Below are 18381 nucleotides of genomic sequence, written 5' to 3' on the forward strand. Positions count from 1 at the left end.
ATCAGGTAATTTCCGGCAACTCAAGATTCATCTCCAGCAGTGCATAACTTAAGGTTTTGCCGTGGGTATCCATCACTAAGGAAGTAGTAACCCCACCTGCCAAAGCCTGCAGGCATACAAACTGCAGGGCTGAAATATTGGGCAGCTCATACCGAACAATTTCTCCATGTATGATCTCTTTGAAATGTTCTTTTACTTTATCGACAGTTATCAAATTGCGCAGCAGTTCATAATCCTTTTCTTCATAAGGTATCAGCGATAAAATCAAGGTATTGCCTTTATCACCTGCTCGGCTGTGAGCTATCTCATAAAGTTTAATGCCCATAACTTTTCACAATTACCGATGGTTTTATTTTGTTCCTGTCGATCAGTACCGACACTATACCGATCACCTCATTTACGTATTTTCGCACCCCGCCACCACCCGCCGGCCCATTGGTATAAAGCGCTTCCACTTCTTCACCTATAATCGCTGCCTGATCAGCTGTGGCACCCTTTCCGGCTACTCGCAAACGTACTTCATAAGGCTGACAGTCATTTGCAAGCGAAGAAGGATGAACCGATGTATGGCCGATATAGTCGGTCCTTAAATCAGGAAATTGGCTTTTTAATCGTTGCTGAATAATTTCACCTGCTAAATGCGCCCTTTCTCGTGCTCCTGCCCCCGCATAAGTGATCTCCCCTTCGCCGGTAAAGCCTGCCTTGTACCCAATGCTGACTTTCAAGGTGGATGGCTTTTTATTGCCGCTGCCGCCGGTTACCTTAATACGATTTTTTCCATCCTGTTTCAAGAATACCGTGGTGAAATCTGCTGATACGTCAGGCGTCAGGTATTGATGAGGATTTGTTACTTCATACAACAGTTGTTCTTTAACAGTCGCTAAGGTTATATTGCCTCCCGTCTCATTTACTTTGCTTATAGTTGCACTGCCGTCCGGCCAAACATCTGCAAAAGGATGACCCAATGTACTCATATTCTCGATTGGCTTTTTAACCGGATCGGCAAAATAACCACCTGTAATTTGCCCCGCACATTCCATCAGGTGCCCGGTCACCGTTGCTTTGGCAATTATATCCACATCATCCAAAGACCAGCCGAACTCATGTACCAGTGGCGCGACAAATAACGATGGATCGGCAACACGCCCGGTTATGATAATATCGGCGCCTGTTTCCAGCGCCGGTAAAATAGCATCCGCACCTAAATAGGCATTGGCTGAAATGACTTGTCCTGACTCGGAAATAGGCTTACCTGTTTCCATAGCGATCTCATCGCCGCTGATAGATTTCAAAACATCATCACCAGTAACTGCCGCTACTTTGATGGAGATGCCTTGTCTTTTTGCTATTTCAATAATTTTCCCTGCTGCCGCGACCGGATTTGCCGCCCCCATATTGGTGATGAGGCGGATTTTATTTTTTTTAAGCAAGGGCAACAGCAACGTTATGCGTCGTTCCAGCAGCGGATCATACCCTTGCGCCGGGTCTGTCGCTTTCCTTTTTTGAGCTAACGCGATGGTACGCTCGGCCAGGCACTCCAGCACCAGGTAATCCAAATCACCCTTTTCGGCTAAAATCACGGCGGGTTCGAGCCGGTCCCCCGAAAAACCTGCACCACAACCAATACGGACTTTATCTCTCTGTTTCATTTATAATATGCTTATCGCCCCAAATGCTATTGCTATTATTGTCATGATTATAGTGGTACCGAAAGCCCATTTAAAAGTGAATTTCTGGTGATCCGACAATTCAACTTCCGACAATCCTACCAAAACAAATGTTGAGGCAGTCAATGGACTTAACGGGAAACCTGTTGTCATCTGCCCTAAAATTGCCGCCCGGCCAATTTCTATGGAATTTATGCCATAATGGGTAGCCGCGGTTTTTAAAACCGGGATTACGCCAAAATAATAGGCATCGGGGGTAAAAACCAAACTCAATGGCATACTGGTGACGCCGACCAATGCCGGCAAATAACCCGCATGCTCTTTGGGAATGATGGAAACCATCGATAATGCCATAGCGTCGATCATTTTGGTTCCGGTGAGTATACCGGAAAATACCCCGGCTGCAAAAACGATGATAGAAACCGAAAACACGTTGGCTGCATGTGCCTGTATCCTTTTTCTTTGTTCGGCCTGCGAGGGATAGTTAACCAGTATCGCTACGGCAAAACCGATAATGAATAAAGCCGATGGGGGCGCCAGCGACAAAATAAGCGCTGCGATCAAAATAATGGTCAGAACCGCGTTGAACCAGAACAAAGCCGGACGGCGGCTTTCTTTTTGTTCATCAGAAAGTTCCTGTTGGTGATTATAATCCAGCTGAACAACGCCTAAACGCTTACGCTCTTTTTTGCCAAGCCAAAATGCCACAAATAACACCCAAAGTATCCCTCCGATCATGGACGGCAGAATCGGAATTATCAAATGTGCAGGGTCGGTTTTCATCACATTTAAAGCCCTGGCTACAGTGCCCGACCAGGGCACCAAATGCATAACGCCCGCACTGAGCGCGACGATGCAGGGGAGTATCAGCTTATTCATTCCCAACTTTTTGTAAATAGGGAATAAAGCAGTGATGGTGATCATAAAAGTGGCCGTACCGTCTCCATCCAGGTGAACTAGCATAGCCAAAATAGCGGTTCCCAGGGTAATTTTCAACGGATCGCCTTTGGCAAGGTTAATAATGCCCCTGATCACCGGGTCAAATAACCCAGCATCGATCATCAGGCTAAAGTATAATACGGCAAAAACCAACAGGATGCCTGTTGGTGCTACCTGTTTGATCCCGCCCAGTACCATTTCACCTGTCTCTTTCGCCCCAAAGCCACCGATCAATGCAAATAAAACCGGTACCAGGATTAAAGAAAGCAACACAGATAATCGCTTCGTCAGGATCAATCCCAAAAAGACGCAGATAGTCAAAAAGCCGAACAGTGATAACATGGATTAGAGCATTACGCCATTGGCCTTTAAGCGTTTACTAAAATACAAAACCTGGTAAGGCAAGGCATCCTGCCAGAATTCCCAGGTATGGCCGCCCGGTCGTTCTGTATAGTCATGCAGGGTATGGTTATATACCAGGCGCCGGTGCAATTCGCGGTTGGGTTCAAGCAGAAAATCCTCTACCCCGATATCCATTACGATGGGCAATCCGTTTTTTCTGATTTGATCAGCCATATTTACCACAGAATAAGGCAGGTAACTATCCGGCGTCATCGGCCCCATTATTTTATCCAGAAACTTTGTAAGACCATTAAACCGTTCCGGGGTCAGGTTCCAGGTGGTCATATTCGGGTCGAGCGCCCCGCTCATGCTGCCGGCAGCCGCGAACAAATCGGGATGGCTTGTAGAAAGGTAAAGCGAACCATAGCCGCCCATCGACAGGCCCGTGATCACCCGGCCTTTTTTATCTTTCATAGTGCGGTACTTGCTATCGATAAACGGTATGACCTCTTTTATAATATAGGTTTCAAATTTGCTGTTTGGATCAACCGGGCTATCGATATAATAACTGAATATTTCTCCTTCTGGCATTACAATAATCATATTGTATTGGTCGGCCAGGTTACGCACCAGCATTTTATCAGGCGTTTTGTTCAGCCAGTCGTTGAAATGCCCAAAGCCGCCGTGCAACAAGTAAAGTACCGGGAAATTCTTTTTTGCTTTGTAATAACTATCCGGGAACGCGATAGCAGCCTTGTAGGTTTTATTCATGGCCGCGCTCGGTATCTCAACGGTATCCACCTTTGAAGCATAGCATAAGGGGCTGCAAAGCATGGCGAGCGCAAAAACATAGCAGAGTCTTCTCATCGTTAATACTTTTTATTGTTTTTTTGGAGCGTTGACTATTTTAAGCAGTTCGGCATCCGGGTGATCACGCATTTCACATTTGTTATCCAGGATCATCGTCGCGCCATTTGCAGACGTATAGGCGGGCCATTTTGGCAAACCTGGCGTATTGGGATTACCACTCCGGGCAAAACTGATCCAGGCACTGCTTATTTTCGAGGCAAGTGCAAAGGCATCCTTGCCACCGCCTGTCATTTCCTCGCAGCGGCGTATATTATCAAACTGAAAAGCGATATCCATGCAATGCATCGCTTTGTACCTGCCATCGTTTACCGGAGACTGCCAGGTAAACAGGTACATGTAAACCGGTGCCGCACCACTTAACCCGGATTTTTGATCGGCTTGTTTGATGGCTAATGAGCGAAAACCGAATTCGATATCATTGTATTCAAACGGTTTGCTGGTATTTGGGTAAGCTTGCTTCACCGCAGCCATATAAGCGTCGGTCTGGTCGCCATATTTTTTCTGTAAAATAACTTTCACATCTTCTATGGTCTGGCCCTTTGGGGTCGGCGCGAAAGCTGCAAACTCATTTTTAGTGGTACCCACCAGTAGCGGTATATTTTTTGAAAGGTCCATGGCGGCCTGATCGGTCGGCTGATTAGGGAACATATCGCTATCCAGTACCGCGTTCCAGCCCACGTTTGCCGGTTTTCCTTCTTTTCTCAACGCTCCTCCTACTTTTCTTAGCGCCCTGTTGCCGGCAGCATTCAATTGATAATAGGGTATTTTTTGCAAAGAGTCAACCTGGGATGCCTGTAAATGTAATTCATCCAGCAAAGCTGCCGCAACCCGTTGCGAAATGGATTTATCCGTAAAGGAAGTGATATAACTGCCGCTTTCTACGATGGCTTTGTTAAATAGCCCTTTTGCCTTCGGCGTATTCATCATACAGGTCACCTTTCCGCCGCCGCCCGACTGCCCGAATATCGTGACGTTATCCGGGTCGCCGCCAAATTGCGCGATGTTGTCTTTCACCCATTGCAAAGCCGCAACGATATCAGCCAGACCGGCATTTCCAGAGTTTTTATATTTATCTCCATAAGCAGAGAGGTCCAGGAAACCCAGGACATTCAACCGGTGATTTATTGAAACAAGTACAACGTCCCCTTTCTTAGCCAGGTTCTCCCCGTCATAGGATGGCAATTCAATAGACGAGCCGGCCGTAAAGCCGCCGCCATGCAGCCACACCATCACAGGGCGTTTTCTACCATCGTTTAATTTTTGCGTCCATACATTCAATGTCTGGCAATGCTCGTTGGCATATCCCAGATCGTGGTTAAAAGCAAATTCAAATGCATCGTTTACAGTCGTTGTCGGATCAGTCGGGCAAACCGGGCCGTAGGTCATTGAGCTCCGCTCGTCATTCCAGGCTTTGGGTTTGCGTGGAGCCGTAAAACGGTCAGCTTCCGCATAGGGGATTCCTTTAAAGGTGAAAATTCCATTATGAACATAGCCCCTGACTTTTCCGTTATCAGTCGAAGTGACCGCAATACCTTCACCGGCTTTTATAGGATCGTTACTTTGGCAAAATGCAGAAATGTTATAAAAGCAAATTGCCAACATAAGTAGAAATGTTGTTTTTCTTTTCATCATAATTGGTTTTATCAGGAATGACAAATCTATATTTACATCTTCAATTCCATCTTTTTTTAGATTGCTGAATTGTATATAAATTTATCGCTTGATTTCCGAAACGTTTCCGAAACCGGGAGCAAACCTGAAATGCCTAAAAATCATATGAAGCTCAAAACGGGAAAGGACGAAATTGTATACCTGCTGACAAAGGTAGTGCTGAAATACGAGGCAGCAACCGGCCAGGGTATTAAACGAAATACGAACAGAAAGAATTATGAAGACCTGGCGCGCATGTTAAGCGAGATCAGTAACGGCCTTCCCAATACCAGTGAAACGCTTTTCCATAATTATTATCCGCCGGGTGAAAACAATGCGTCTGCCGTTTACCCATTCCGCAAATATGACATAACCGGCGGTCAGCTAAAAGATGCTATTAATGGGATCGTGTCGAACCCGCGCCCATTTTTGGTTGATGCTTGTTACATTTATTTATATGGACAGGGTAGAAAGGGTTTTGCACAAAAACCAGTTGATGCAGGGTTAGTGGATGAGCCGGCAGCTGTTGAAGTGCCAATCGTTGATGTGCTTCCTATAAAGAGCAGTATATTATTGCTGTCCAAAAAGATTAAAACATATCGGGCAATTGTAATCCTGCTTTGTTTTATTTTATTAGCTGGAGGGATTTTTTGGGCTGAAGAAAATTCAAAGGAAAAAAAGCTCTTCCGTGATTTAAGCATTTTGCCCTACCAGCCCTCAAGCGCCGAGATCGACAGCCTGGAGGGAATTTGGCTGTGCTATACCGGCTCGCCGCAGGCCCGGACGTATGATGCCGGACGATTCCATAAAATTGTTTCTAATATCATGGATGTGAAATACCAGGATGGTTACTTCAAATTCATCCGTTACGGGTCTAATTTCGAACATGCAGGCTATATGCAGTTTGAGGCACCTTGGCTCGTTTCCATTCATTCGCACGTCGTTAACGCCCGGGATAGCATCGAGTCGCCTAAACTATCATTGATGCGTTTGGATGAAGGCAGGCCTTATGTGGATGTCATATCTGCTTCCTGGAACTTTGATCAGGGAAAAAAAAACAGGATCATCGGTATACGGGAACTTTTCATCAAACAAGGCAAAAGGGGACGGATAGAGGAGATTATAAATACGCCGCAAAACGCAGCTTGTAGTTGTAAAATAATTAAATGGCAATCACCCGGCAATGCAGTTCGTTTTTTTTATTTGAAAAATGAACTGCTGGATACGATTGGAGATAAAAGATTGAAACAAACACTCGATGAGAAAAGTATTTTACTTTCTCGGCCCGGTGATACATCCTTATTGCTGCCTAAACATTTTACTAATACGCATTGAGGCATTATTCGAATTATGAATGTCTTGGCTGCTGATCTGTAATAACGAGGCAATCTCGAGTCAGTTAATTTTTTCTCAACGCTAGGTTGAAAGCTTCCCCAAACCTAGGCTCGAACCGTTGTTAAATATGAGAGAAAACTTGTAAATCTTTTACCAAGCGGTTCGATTTTAGTCCGATTAGGGCTGGTTTAACCTAACTAGTCAGTCCTTAAAAAGAATTTAACTAATTGACTTTCAATACATTGTTGATAAAATACGATATAATAATTTGCAGGTTTTTCCGATATTGCTATCAAAAGCTTGCAAATAATTATGCTTAATAAGCCGATAAACATTAGTCAATTGAGTTTTTTACAACCAGGTTTAAAGGAACAGTTATCAAATAAACATCCGCTATACATTTTAGCTGACCAGATAAATTGGAAGCTATTTGAAGAAGCATTTAGGAAACACTATCGGGAAGACTTTGGCCGGCCGGCCAAGCCGATACGGCTGATGGTGGGGCTGCTGATGCTGAAGCACATCCGCAACCTGAGCGATGAAAGCGTAGTGGAGCAGTGGGCTGAAAATGGTTATTATCAATACTTTAGCGGGGAGGTAATCTTTACAGCAAAAGATCCCTGTGAAGCGTCCGAATTGGTGCATTTTCGTAACCGGATCGGTGCCGAAGGCGTGGAACTGATCCTGAAGGAAAGCATCCGCGTCAATGGCAAAGGAGGTAAAGAAGATAAGGGCAGCATCGATACCACGGTACAGGAGAAGAATATTACCTATCCTACCGATAGCAAGCTGCACCGGAGGATCATTAAAAAGTGTGTAGGTATAGCCGAAAAAGAAGGTATAGTACTTCGCCAAAGCTATACCCGTACCTTGAAGAAACTGGGTGTTGATCAACGGTTCAGGAACCATCCGAAAAATGGTGCAAAGGCACGCAAGGCTGATAAAAAAGTAAAAACGATAGCCGGCACGCTGGTAAGAGAGTTACAAAGAAAATTACCGGCCGAAAGCTACAAAACAGAGCTGGACCTCTTTGATCGGGTACTCCGTCAAAAACGACAGGATAAGAACAAGGTTTATAGCCTTCATGAGCCGGAAGTACTATGCATCAGCAAAGGGAAAGAACATAAAAAATATGAGTTCGGCAGTAAGGTATCTATCACCGTTACCCAAAACAGCGGTGTGATCATAGGGGCGCTGAACATAGTCGGGAATGATTACGATGGCCATACGCTGGATGCCGCCCTGGAGCAACAGCAAAGACTTACCTGCCATAAACTCAAAGAAGCTTTTGTTGACCGCGGCTACAGGGGAAGAAAAGAGGTACTTGGAACCACTATCCATACACCCAAAACCTTCAGCAGCAAACTATCGAACTACCGGAAAGCCAAATTGAAGAAAGGATTTACCAAAAGAGCGGCCATTGAGCCTAAAATCGGTCACCTGAAAGCAGATCACCGACTAAGCCGTAACTTTTACAAAGGAATCAAAGGAGATAACATCAATGTGATGCTGGCCGCCGCCGCAATGAACTTCAAAAGGATGATGAATATCTGGAAAGATAATCTTGCCGCCTTATTTACGTGCTTAAATCAGATGATTTCACAAATGCTCAAAGCAACTCAAATAACTATGATAGGTAATTATTGACTTTTTAAGGTTCGACTAACTATAAGGATTTAGCCGAATAGGACTCGAACTAAAAATTTAGAATTATTGTTTATTAAATTGCGGAATAGCAAATAGATTGGATATTCCGGAAGGTGTGACCAGGCTATTCCGCGCCTCATGCAGATTTGGTTGCGCCATTGGTATCTGATATTGTTGAAAGGATTATCATTGCTTTTAACAATAACCTGAAAGATGAAGATTTAGGAAACACTGAAACAAGAAGAAGAGGCCGTTAATGGATACCTAAAACGATAAGGTATATATATACCGACATTTATTTAGTTGTCTTAACAGATATTTATCCATATACATCGTGTAATAATCATGGGTAAATGTGCTAAAAACCCTTTAAAAATGCAGTATTAGTAGGTAGACTAAATGTTGGATGAGTTCGTTAATTGTAGCCATACTGACGAAATCCATTGTAAAACATTTGTAAAACATTTTCGTCAATTTGGGCAGTTTTTCGTCTTAAACACAACGCATCAGCTTTCAAAAGACGAACATTATTTTTTATCGAAAATCTGCCCTGAGGACATAAAAAAAGCCCTTTTACTGCTGTAAAAAGGCTTTTTAGAAGGGGGCCGAGACGGGGCTCGAACCATTTATTTATGAAGGTAACGTCTGAATTTTTCAGACATATAAACTAAGTCTATAATATTTCGTTTATTAAAAACGTATTGTAGTTTTATGACTTCAGACACCTACTTCAAATTCCGTGGCCGATTTGAGCTATTTCCTCATCGTTATGATATCGGCTGGCCAATATTTACAGACCGGATTTTTGGTTTAAATTTCTTTGTGGATAAGATCTATAAAATTGGGGAAGATGAATGTCCTTCGTTTTACAATCACCAATTAAATCATTACCTGAAAGGGAACGCTGGCCAGGAAGAAGCTTTTTTCGATCATGTTTATGACATCATAACCACCAGGATCAAATTCTATAAAGGCTTAAAGCCGTCTGGTAGCCCCTATGCCAAAGGATTGATTCTTACAGCTAAGCTGGAAGTATTTCTGACATTCCTTAAAAGCATCGATCAGTGGCACAAAACACAGCCCTTGGAATCAGTCATCGCTGATAAAAATAAACAGATTGACCAGTTAGAAGCAAAAATCAAAGAACTGGAGAACCAGATTAGAGATTACGTTAAATATGAAGCCGGTGAAAAGATCGTCATCAGCAAGGATGGTCTGCCGGTGTTCATTGACCTGATCGATCAAATAAGGGATTTGAAGTTGCCGAACGATAATAAATTGGTAAACAGCCAAACGGCAAGTCCCTGGTATAAATTGATCGCCAAGAATTTTTTAAACGGAGATAAACCTATTGCTATAGGCACCGCCCAGAATTATTTCCCGGCCGATAAGGATAACCCGCCTCCGAAATACACGATCATCGCCGAAAAAGACAAACTCTTCAAAATTATACAAAAGCCTAAGAAATAGGCTTTTGTCTTTTCATCCGTGACCAAACGCCTCCAATGGTCATTCATTTTGCTGTTTTAGCCCTCACTTTTGAATCATTGTATTCAGTGGCTGGCATTCTATTGTTCCGCTGAACAGGTTTAATAAGAAAGGAGGGCATCACCGTGCGAAACTAAAGGAGATTTAATAAACAAACATTTGGGGTCACCCTATTAAAGTCCCCAATTAATAAAATAGGGCTTACCCAAATTTGGGCAAGAATTATTCACGAAAAAAATATCAACTATGACAGCAATTGAATTGATCACTAAGGAGGATTTAAGGGAGTTTAAAGGGGAGTTATTGAAGGAGATCAAACAACTGGTGCAGCCGGGACAGGGGCAATCTAAGAAATGGCTGAAGAGTGCGGAGGTAAGAAAGCTATTGGGCATCTCACCCGGCACACTTCAAAACTTAAGGATTAACGGTACACTACGTTTTACCAAAGTAGGCAGTATCATGTATTACAAACTGGAAGACATCAACAAGATCCTGGAGGGTGAAGGCTAATGAAATTGCAGAAGGATATTGTTAAAGAGCTGGCTGGCTATGCAAGCATGGTCAGGCGCATGGAAAAAGACCACCGGCTGCTGCCAACTCATCTTAGTTTGTTCACGGGTTTGTTTGTTTGCTGGCAGCGGAATGGTTTTGTAAGTCCGTTTGATGTGACCCGGAAAGCGCTTATGGCGTTTTCCAAGGTCGCATCCATCGCAACGTATCACAAGTGTATCAAAGAACTCGATGAATATGGTTACATCCGCTATGAGCCGTCTTACCATCCCAAACTCGGCAGCCAGGTTTACTGGCCTGCAGGTTGGGAAGTTTAGCCCGATACTTTGTATCGGTATAGCTGAATATCGGGCTATCTCAATAACTGTATATCGGGATAACTGGTTATTCCGATATATGGATAGACAGCTATCCGGATATACAAAATCCGGTGCAGCCCCTGGCTGCACCGGTAATGATTTGCTTCGCAAATCAGGAAGAAAAGCGGTGGTCGCTTCGCGAAAGCGGAGGGAGCAAGCGGAAGTTGGGCAGAGCCCTACTTTGCTTGCCCTACGCTTCGCTACGGGGGTTTTACGTATCCTCCGGGGATACTTTAGGGCGTTTGCGCCTGTGAAATAAAAGAAAACAGGATACTCGGCGGTATCCTGTATATAGGAATAAAGGCATAGCTGCATAGACAGCTATTTGGTTGGTTTGAAAATATGAACATGGAAGATATCAATGTGAGATCAGTGAGATACCCGGTTACGGTAGATCAGAAGTTTGAAAAGATTGCCCTCAAACTGGGCAGGACAAAGCGGCAAGTGTTTATCCAGATGGTCGATTACTTTTATAAAAGCAAGAAAGATCCCCTGGACCTGAATGATGAATTATTAAAAAATGCACTGATGAAGAACCACCAGCAGTATATCGGTTTTATCCGAAACCAGGAGAATATGCTGCTCATTCCAATCAAAACGGAAATGGACAGGGTATCGGTATCACAAACCAAAATCATCGAACGTTTTAATACGCAAATTCTTAAGGCGAATACAGACTTGTTAAATAATCAGCATGCCCTGGCGCAAAAGTTAACAGGAGTAGATGCATTAATGGAAACGATTTCGAAAAACCAAAAGAGCAAGGAACACCTAAAAAAACAGTTCCTGTTTATCCTTGACGGTTATATCAAATCCAGGGAGGCTTTCGGGATGATGACATCGGCCAGGGAAAAAGATGAGCTGATAACTGTTACCAGGTCACAGGTCAGTTTACTTTAATCATGTATTTTAACGCTCCCTTGTAGGGGGTTAGGGGGCAATATGTTTATCAATATTACAGACAGCAAAGAAGCGGCGAATAAAGGAAGCAGTGCGGGACTGGTAAATTATCTGGAAAAAGAAAACAGGATTGGTCATAAGCAGGAACCAGAATACTGGTTTAACGGACAGAAGATCAGGATCGAGCCTTATGAGGTCATGCGCAGTATCGATAATAATGTTGCCAAGCTGGGCAAAGACGATGCTAAGTTCTTCCTGGTCAATATCAGCCCGAGCCAGAAAGAGATCAGGTTTCTGAAAGAACAGTATGGCGAGGAGGGTGCTAAAGAACAAATGAAAGGCTTTGCAGTCAGGGTGATGGATGCCTACGCAAAAAACTTTAACCGGGATGGTGTGAATAATAACGAAGACTTGTTATGGTTCGCTAAGCTGGAAAACTACCGTTACTACAGCTATACCGACCCGGAGGTAAAACAAGGTTTGAAACAGCGGGGCGAACGTAAAGAGGGTGAGCAAATGCATGTTCAGGTTATCGTAAGCCGTAAGGATATAACCAATAAGATCAAGCTTAGCCCGATGAATACCTCAAGAGGTAAAAATGCAGAGCATTCTAAAAAGATGGGGCAGTTTGACCGGGTGGCATTTAAACAGAGCGGTGAATCTCTTTTTGACAGCCTGTTTGGATTTGACAGGCAGCTTAAAGATACGATGGCATATGCCAATGTTCAGAAGAATGGCGAGTTATCACAGCGGGAACAATTAGGTGTGTTGGCCGAAGGAGCTTCGCGTAATTATCAAAGCAGGTCGGTTGCTAATGAACTTGCCCGGGGTGTAGCAGATGGTCTTTTTGCAACGTCGGCCAGTATGCTTTCGGCAGTTGGTAAAACAACGATAAGTTTCCTGGAAGTGATGCTGGAACCAATATATACAGGTGGTGCTAATATTGTCCCGGAAAGCGAGATGCAGAAAAAGAAAAAACGAAAGAAAAAATACCAGGGCCAACAGGTGTCGCGTTGAACAAGGGCACTGATGCTATAACAAATAGATATTTTTTTTGACAGAGGAAAGTGGCCTTGCAGCTGCGGCAGGTGGCTTCATTACACCACGCGCTTCGCTCCGGGTTCCATTACGCCGCCAGCCTCGCCGTCGCACAGGAGTGCATTCGTTCCTCATACACACCTGCCTCCCCCGCGCGCGGGTTATCGGTTAGTCACAGCACCGCGGTCACAAAATTAGCTCACGCAGGAAAACGGTAAAGGGTATATAAACGGGGCAGGGTTGTTTGTTTTTTGGCTTGCCCCGCCCTTGACCGTTTTCCTGCTTTAAGCTCCGGTTGTTTAAGCGGTGCAATGACTGGGTGTGCGCAAATTCGATTGGGACTATTGACCTATAAAACAGCGAATGCCCTTTCGATGAAAGGGCACTCGCAAAGTAAAATTTATTGGTTTCTTTGTGAGCCTGCTTTATCTCTTCTAAGTCTCCAAACCATTTTTCCATAGGATTGATATGAGTTCTTTTGTATTATTAGCAAGATGCACGTCCCAACTTGCTCTTCCAAAATGGAATAGCAAGTTTTTAAATTCGTCATACCTAAGGCGCAATTTAAAATCGTCAGGAACCGTTCAATGTTACTTACGAACGCTTTCTCTAAAGTCATTATGGTAATATTGCTGAGCCATATGATATCTTCGCCAAACATATTTCTTTGACTTTTGATACAACAGATTTTGTTGAAATTGAATTCATCAGGAACCATCATTTTCGATAATTCAAACTTTAATCAATAGTTGATGGGACCATATTAACTAACCTAACATAATCTTTTGGTCAGGAATAAATTTCTTTTTAGCCAACGTTTTCTTCAGCGTGACCATGTCTTCGGTTACCTTGATAGCCAGTACCTTGGCATAATGCTGTGTTTGCTTTAGACTCTTGTGTCCCATCATTTTACTGATGGTTTCCATTGGAACATTATTTGCTAAAGTCACCGTTGTAGCGAATGAATTTCTGGCCATTTTGGAAGTAAGTTCCTTATTTACCTTACAGGTATCAGCAATTTCTTTTAGATATGAATTATACTTTTGGTTACTCAACACTGGTAATAGCATATCTTTTGCTAAACACGTCGCATCATCCTGGTATTTTTTTAAAATCAGAAGTGCAATTGGCAATAGTGGTATCGCTGCCGGTGTCCCTGTCTTTTGCCTGTTCTTATAAATTCTTAGTTCACTGTTATGGGCCAAGGTTACTTCGGAACGTTTCAATTGCTTGACATCAATGAAGGAAAGACCGGTAAAACAACAAAAGACGAACAGATCTCTTACTCGGGACAATCGTTCATTCTGGATGTTTTTAGATGCTATTCGCTGAATTTCTTCTTTATCCAGGTAGACAGTATCCACATCTTCTCTTGTCATCTCAAACTTGGCGAATGGATCCCCTACCAGCCATCCGTTATCCACGCAATCCAATACAATCTTTTTCATATTGGCAATGTTTTTCAATGCTGAATTATGGTTAAGTTCTAAATCTGTACGATACCAGTTATATAGCTTCTTAATGAATTCCAAGTCCAGTGAGCGGATATTGATATCGTCAACTTTATAGATGACCTTAATAAATTTGCAGGTATGTTTATAGGATGTGTTAAAATTAGTATAAGTCCCTTTAGCGACACCTTTACCAATCATTTTCTTTAAGTCTTTGTTATGCACTTCGAACAACAAAAGCAACATCCACTTCCGCTCATTAATCCCGGATAACAATTCTACTATTGCTAAAGATGTTACCACTTTACCCCGGTCGATCAAATGCTTCCTCGCATCGTACGCTTTATTTTGCATAACATCAAGGAACTCGTTAAGTGCTTTTGCATCTTCTTTATTGCCGATGGCACGGTTCCCTTTTGAATTCCATCTGGAAGGAAGCCAGGAACGTTTAATAGAAACGTCTTTGGAAACACCGTCTACAGTAATCTTGAGGTAGATATACATTTCACCCCCATCATAATTTCTTGGCTGTTTTAAAAAAAACATTAAGCCTAAACTTTTTTCTAACATAACGAAAGATTTTTAAGTGAATAAATATCGAAATGCAGCGGCAAAAAGTCAAGATGTTTAATGATCGAACATGTTGTAAATCAGATTATTACATCATTTACATGGCGTCTTTTTTTGATGAAAAAAAGACGCCATGGATGTCGCTCATTTTCTTTGCGAATTCGTGTATGTTTTGGTTAACTCACGGCAACAAAAAAGCCTGTAAATCTATGATTTACAGGCTTTTGGTGTTTTTTGACTATTCAATCAGCGGTGAGGGAGGGATTCGAACCCTCGGTACAGTTTCCCGTACGTCAGTTTAGCAAACTGATCCTTTCGGCCTCTCAGGCACCTCACCAGTATTTTTTAAACTTGTCCCCCGTTTTCGGGATTGCAAATATAGTAATTCATGTTTCCCGTCAAAAAAAAAGTTCGGATTTTTAATAATCTATCCGCACGTGGTAAATGCTCATCAGCATTCGCTTAAATATTTCTTTAATGGTTTCTATATCTTTCAAGGTTATATTACTGTCTTTCAACTGGTTCTGATCCAGCTTATATTTTACAATCCTATCTACCAAAACACTTATCGATTCTTCATCAGGCTCCTTTAATGAGCGCGAAGCGGCCTCAACCGAGTCGGCAAGCATCAAAACGCCGGCCTCTTTGGTGAAAGGGATAGGCCCGGGGTACCTAAAAATGTTCTCGTTGATGAATTTTTCGGGAAAATTCTTCAATGACGACTGGTAAAAATAGTCAACCCGGGTATTACCATGGTGGGTACGGATAAAATCGATAATAACTTCGGGCAGGTTTGCTTTACGCGCCATCTCAATCCCTTTGCTTACGTGACGAATAATTACCTGCGCACTCTCTTCATAAGGCAACTTATCATGAGGGTTAAAACCCGAGGTTTGGTTTTCAATAAAAAACAGCGGGTTTTCCATTTTACCAATATCGTGGTACAAGGCACCGGCCCTAACCAGTAACGCGTTGCCTCCTATACTATAAATGGCATTCTCGGCCAAATTAGCTACCTGTAACGAATGCTGAAAGGTGCCAGGTGCCGTAAACGCCAGTTCGCGCAGTAAAGGCGCGTTGGTGTTTGTAAGCTCGATAAGCGTAATATCCGAGGTAAGCGAAAATATCTTCTCAAAAATATAAATCATTGGGTAGGCCAGCAGGGTAAGCAGCACGCTCACTACAAAAGGCAAAAAATCCATCCAGTCAATCTCCAGGAAGGTACCTTCCCTGATAAACGAAATGCCCAGGAAAGCCACAGAATAGGTGAACACGATAATGCCGGCCGAAATAAGGAACTGCTCGCGGCGGATAAGATTTTTGATACTATAAATAGACACCATTCCGGCGGTTATTTCATAGTAAGCAAATTCAAAGCTATTGGGCACAAAAAAGCCCGCAATTAAAACCACCAGCAAATGAATATTAAGCGCCAAACGGGTATCAAACAAAATGCGGATGATGATTGGCACTATACAATACGGTATGTAATAAAGGTTTACCGGGAACTGGAATTTAATAGCGGCCGACAGCGTGGCCAGCATGGCCGTAATTACCAGCAATATTAAACTTACCAGGCGGTTATCGGCATAAATATCCTTACGAAAAAGGTAAAGGAATATCATGAGTAACGATATGGCTATAGATACCAGCAAAAACTGCCCAAGCAGCACCAATACGTGGTTACCGTTTACGCGGGCATTATTTTCAAAAGCCTTTTTATACGATTCAAGTTTTTGATAAACATCATCATTAATAATAGAGCCTTTATAAACTATTACCTCACCCTTTTGTACCATTCCGCGGGTGATAGACAGGCCGTCGTACACTTCTTTTTCCAGCCTTACGGTAAGGTTATCATCATAGCTTAAATTATTCTGGATGCGGTTTTGCAACAAATCGAGCATAAAAGCCCTGTCAATATCTGTTCGCTTACTCAATACCTTATCGCAATAAGCCAGGGCGCTTTCTTTAGTGAAAAGGGTATTGGTGTTTTTATCGGTTGCTACGTTTTTATTTAAAATAGTAATGGGATAGTTGTTGGTATGTTGCAGGTATTTATCATTGAGTTTTAAAATGCCTGTTTCATACAAATTTGTTAACAAGGCTATTCCGGCATCAATATATTTCGATTTAAGTTTATCATTAATCCCCGCGTTATGCCACTTGATTTCCAAATCAGTTTTAAAACCGTCTATCTGCTGGCCTCCCGCGGCAGCGTCAAGCTGGTATACCGGGGTAATGCTTTCGTAAGCAGTCTTCTTTTCGTTATCAATTTCCTGTGGGGTTTTCAGGATAGCAAAATTATAGGGCGATACCAGGTCCTTTTGGTTCCAGATGCGTCCTTTTTCGTACTCATAACTAAATTTAGCCTGCTTGGGTAAAAAGAAAACGATAAGGCAGATGCTCACCAGCATCATCAAAAACTTAACGTTGCGGGCATATTTGCGCATTAAGGCTTTTTGCCGCGAGGTAGATAGTTTTGCCATGTATGTAATTAACCGCACAAAAATAAGTTTTTTGTGTGAGAGTTAAGAATGAGAGTCAATCAGAGTCAAGAATCAAGAGTCAAGAATCAAGACAGGAACTTATAAGCCGGGCATCCTGCAAGCCTTATTTACATTATGCCTGATTTCTCAAATTACGCCTTTTCATCTTGACTCTTGATTCTTAACTCTTGACTCTCTTTTTAATTTGTTTTTACAAATTAAAAAATGATATCTTTGTGATATCATTTTAAAATCAAACTAAATCACCATGGACTCTGAAAAAACCATCAACCCTCCTTCTGGCTTTGCGGCTTTTGCCTTACTGCTTGTTGTATTGGCTGTAGCTGCTGTTTGCTTATTTATTGGCGAAGAACCTGTAGGCGCCATTTTAGGCGTACTGGGTTTTATCTTTATACTACCCGGCCTGGTTATAGTAAACCCCAACGAATCAAAAGTGCTTACCCTTTTTGGTAAATATGTGGGCACCGTAAAAAAAGACGGCTTTTTTTGGGTAAACCCTTTTACCGTAAAAAGAAAAGTTTCATTAAGGGCATTTAACCTTAACGGGCAGCAATTAAAAGTTAACGATAGCATTGGTAACCCAATTGAAATTGCCGCGGTAATTGTATGGCAGATAAAGGATACCGCCAGCGCTGTGTTCGCCGTGGAAAATTATATCCAGTACGTAAACATACAAAGCGAAGCTGCCGTAAGGCACCTGGCCAATTCGTTCCCGTATGATAACCTGGAAGATGAAACAGCCACCATTACCTTACGCGGCGGTGCCGAGCAGGTAAGTCTTTTGCTGGAAAAAGAACTAAACGAAAGGCTCGACCGCGCCGGTATTGAAGTACTGGAAGCACGGATATCGCACCTGGCCTACGCGCCCGAAATTGCACACTCTATGTTACAGGTACAACAGGCTTCGGCTATTATTGCCGCCCGCAGGCTTATTGTTGAGGGAGCTGTAGGTATGGTGGAGATGGCGCTAAATAAGCTATCAGAAAAAAACATAGTGGAGCTTGACGAAGAACGGAAAGCAGCTATGGTTAGTAACCTGCTGGTTGTATTATGTGGCGACAGGAGCGTTAACCCGGTTGTAAACACAGGCACCTTATATCATTAA

16 protein-coding genes and 1 tRNA gene are annotated in these 18381 nt (G+C 42.8%); 8 read left to right on the forward strand and 9 right to left on the reverse strand.

What is annotated here, in order from left to right; genetic code table 11:
* Position 1: 1 nt before the first annotated feature.
* From FSB76_RS04535 to FSB76_RS04555, 5 genes are read right to left on the reverse strand one after another with little or no spacing between them, the layout of a single operon-like run.
* Positions 2 to 325, reverse strand: coding sequence for an AtuA-related protein (locus FSB76_RS04535; protein ID WP_147052394.1), 324 nt, complete (start codon positions 323 to 325; stop codon positions 2 to 4).
* Positions 315 to 1649, reverse strand: a complete 1335-nt coding sequence (locus FSB76_RS04540; RefSeq protein WP_147052395.1) for an acyclic terpene utilization AtuA family protein — start codon at positions 1647 to 1649, stop codon at positions 315 to 317. Before FSB76_RS04540 ends, FSB76_RS04535 begins: the two co-directional genes overlap by 11 nt.
* Entirely contained in the window at positions 1650 to 2948 is a 1299-nt protein-coding gene (locus FSB76_RS04545) for a CitMHS family transporter (RefSeq protein ID WP_147052396.1), read from the reverse strand. It abuts the gene before it with no gap.
* Between the two features lie 3 nt (positions 2949 to 2951).
* The gene (locus FSB76_RS04550) at positions 2952 to 3815 is read right to left on the reverse strand and encodes an alpha/beta hydrolase (RefSeq protein ID WP_147052397.1); all 864 of its coding nucleotides are present in this window, start codon (positions 3813 to 3815) and stop codon (positions 2952 to 2954) included.
* A gap of 12 nt (positions 3816 to 3827) precedes the next feature.
* On the reverse strand, positions 3828 to 5420 hold the full coding sequence (locus FSB76_RS04555; RefSeq protein WP_225976425.1) for a carboxylesterase/lipase family protein: 1593 nt from the start codon (positions 5418 to 5420) through the stop codon (positions 3828 to 3830).
* Positions 5421 to 5645: 225 nt separating this feature from the next.
* Here FSB76_RS04555 and FSB76_RS04560 point away from each other — a divergent pair, with 225 nt between their 5' ends.
* The 7 genes from FSB76_RS04560 (at position 5646) to FSB76_RS04590 (ending at position 12724) form a co-directional block, all read left to right on the forward strand.
* Entirely contained in the window at positions 5646 to 6803 is a 1158-nt protein-coding gene (locus FSB76_RS04560) for a hypothetical protein (RefSeq protein WP_225976426.1), read from the forward strand.
* Positions 6804 to 7115: 312 nt separating this feature from the next.
* Positions 7116 to 8450 carry an IS5 family transposase gene (locus FSB76_RS04565; RefSeq protein ID WP_394349422.1) on the forward strand — a complete coding sequence of 445 codons (1335 nt, stop codon included), beginning with the start codon at positions 7116 to 7118 and terminating at the stop codon, positions 8448 to 8450.
* Positions 8451 to 9161: 711 nt separating this feature from the next.
* Positions 9162 to 9920 (forward strand): SlyX family protein, encoded by a 759-nt coding sequence (locus tag FSB76_RS04570; protein WP_147052399.1) that lies wholly within the window; start codon positions 9162 to 9164, stop codon positions 9918 to 9920.
* 264 nt (positions 9921 to 10184) lie between these two features.
* Positions 10185 to 10448, forward strand: coding sequence for a helix-turn-helix domain-containing protein (locus FSB76_RS04575; RefSeq protein WP_147052400.1), 264 nt, complete (start codon positions 10185 to 10187; stop codon positions 10446 to 10448).
* Complete coding sequence (locus FSB76_RS04580) at positions 10448 to 10765, forward strand: P-loop NTPase family protein (RefSeq protein ID WP_147052401.1); 318 nt, start codon at positions 10448 to 10450, stop codon at positions 10763 to 10765. The genes FSB76_RS04575 and FSB76_RS04580 overlap by 1 nt, the downstream gene beginning before the upstream one ends.
* A gap of 390 nt (positions 10766 to 11155) precedes the next feature.
* The gene (locus FSB76_RS04585) at positions 11156 to 11707 is read left to right on the forward strand and encodes a BfmA/BtgA family mobilization protein (RefSeq protein ID WP_147052402.1); all 552 of its coding nucleotides are present in this window, start codon (positions 11156 to 11158) and stop codon (positions 11705 to 11707) included.
* Between the two features lie 42 nt (positions 11708 to 11749).
* On the forward strand, positions 11750 to 12724 hold the full coding sequence (locus tag FSB76_RS04590) for a DUF5712 family protein (protein WP_147052403.1): 975 nt from the start codon (positions 11750 to 11752) through the stop codon (positions 12722 to 12724).
* Between the two features lie 207 nt (positions 12725 to 12931).
* Here the strand turns inward: FSB76_RS04590 and FSB76_RS04595 are convergent, their stop codons facing one another.
* From FSB76_RS04595 to FSB76_RS04610, 4 genes are all read right to left on the reverse strand, one after another.
* Positions 12932 to 13204 carry a hypothetical protein gene (locus FSB76_RS04595; protein WP_147052404.1) on the reverse strand — a complete coding sequence of 91 codons (273 nt, stop codon included), beginning with the start codon at positions 13202 to 13204 and terminating at the stop codon, positions 12932 to 12934.
* Positions 13205 to 13512: 308 nt separating this feature from the next.
* Positions 13513 to 14766 carry a site-specific integrase gene (locus tag FSB76_RS04600; RefSeq protein WP_147052405.1) on the reverse strand — a complete coding sequence of 418 codons (1254 nt, stop codon included), beginning with the start codon at positions 14764 to 14766 and terminating at the stop codon, positions 13513 to 13515.
* Between the two features lie 250 nt (positions 14767 to 15016).
* Positions 15017 to 15103 (reverse strand) — tRNA-Ser (locus tag FSB76_RS04605).
* Between the two features lie 82 nt (positions 15104 to 15185).
* Entirely contained in the window at positions 15186 to 17255 is a 2070-nt protein-coding gene (locus tag FSB76_RS04610) for an HD family phosphohydrolase (RefSeq protein ID WP_147052406.1), read from the reverse strand.
* A 268-nt stretch (positions 17256 to 17523) separates the two neighbouring features.
* Here FSB76_RS04610 and FSB76_RS04615 point away from each other — a divergent pair, with 268 nt between their 5' ends.
* The gene (locus tag FSB76_RS04615; RefSeq protein WP_147052407.1) at positions 17524 to 18381 is read left to right on the forward strand and encodes an SPFH domain-containing protein; all 858 of its coding nucleotides are present in this window, start codon (positions 17524 to 17526) and stop codon (positions 18379 to 18381) included.

Origin of the sequence: Mucilaginibacter ginsenosidivorax (assembly GCF_007971525.1) — a bacterium.
Taxonomy (GTDB): Bacteria; Bacteroidota; Bacteroidia; order Sphingobacteriales; family Sphingobacteriaceae; genus Mucilaginibacter; species Mucilaginibacter ginsenosidivorax.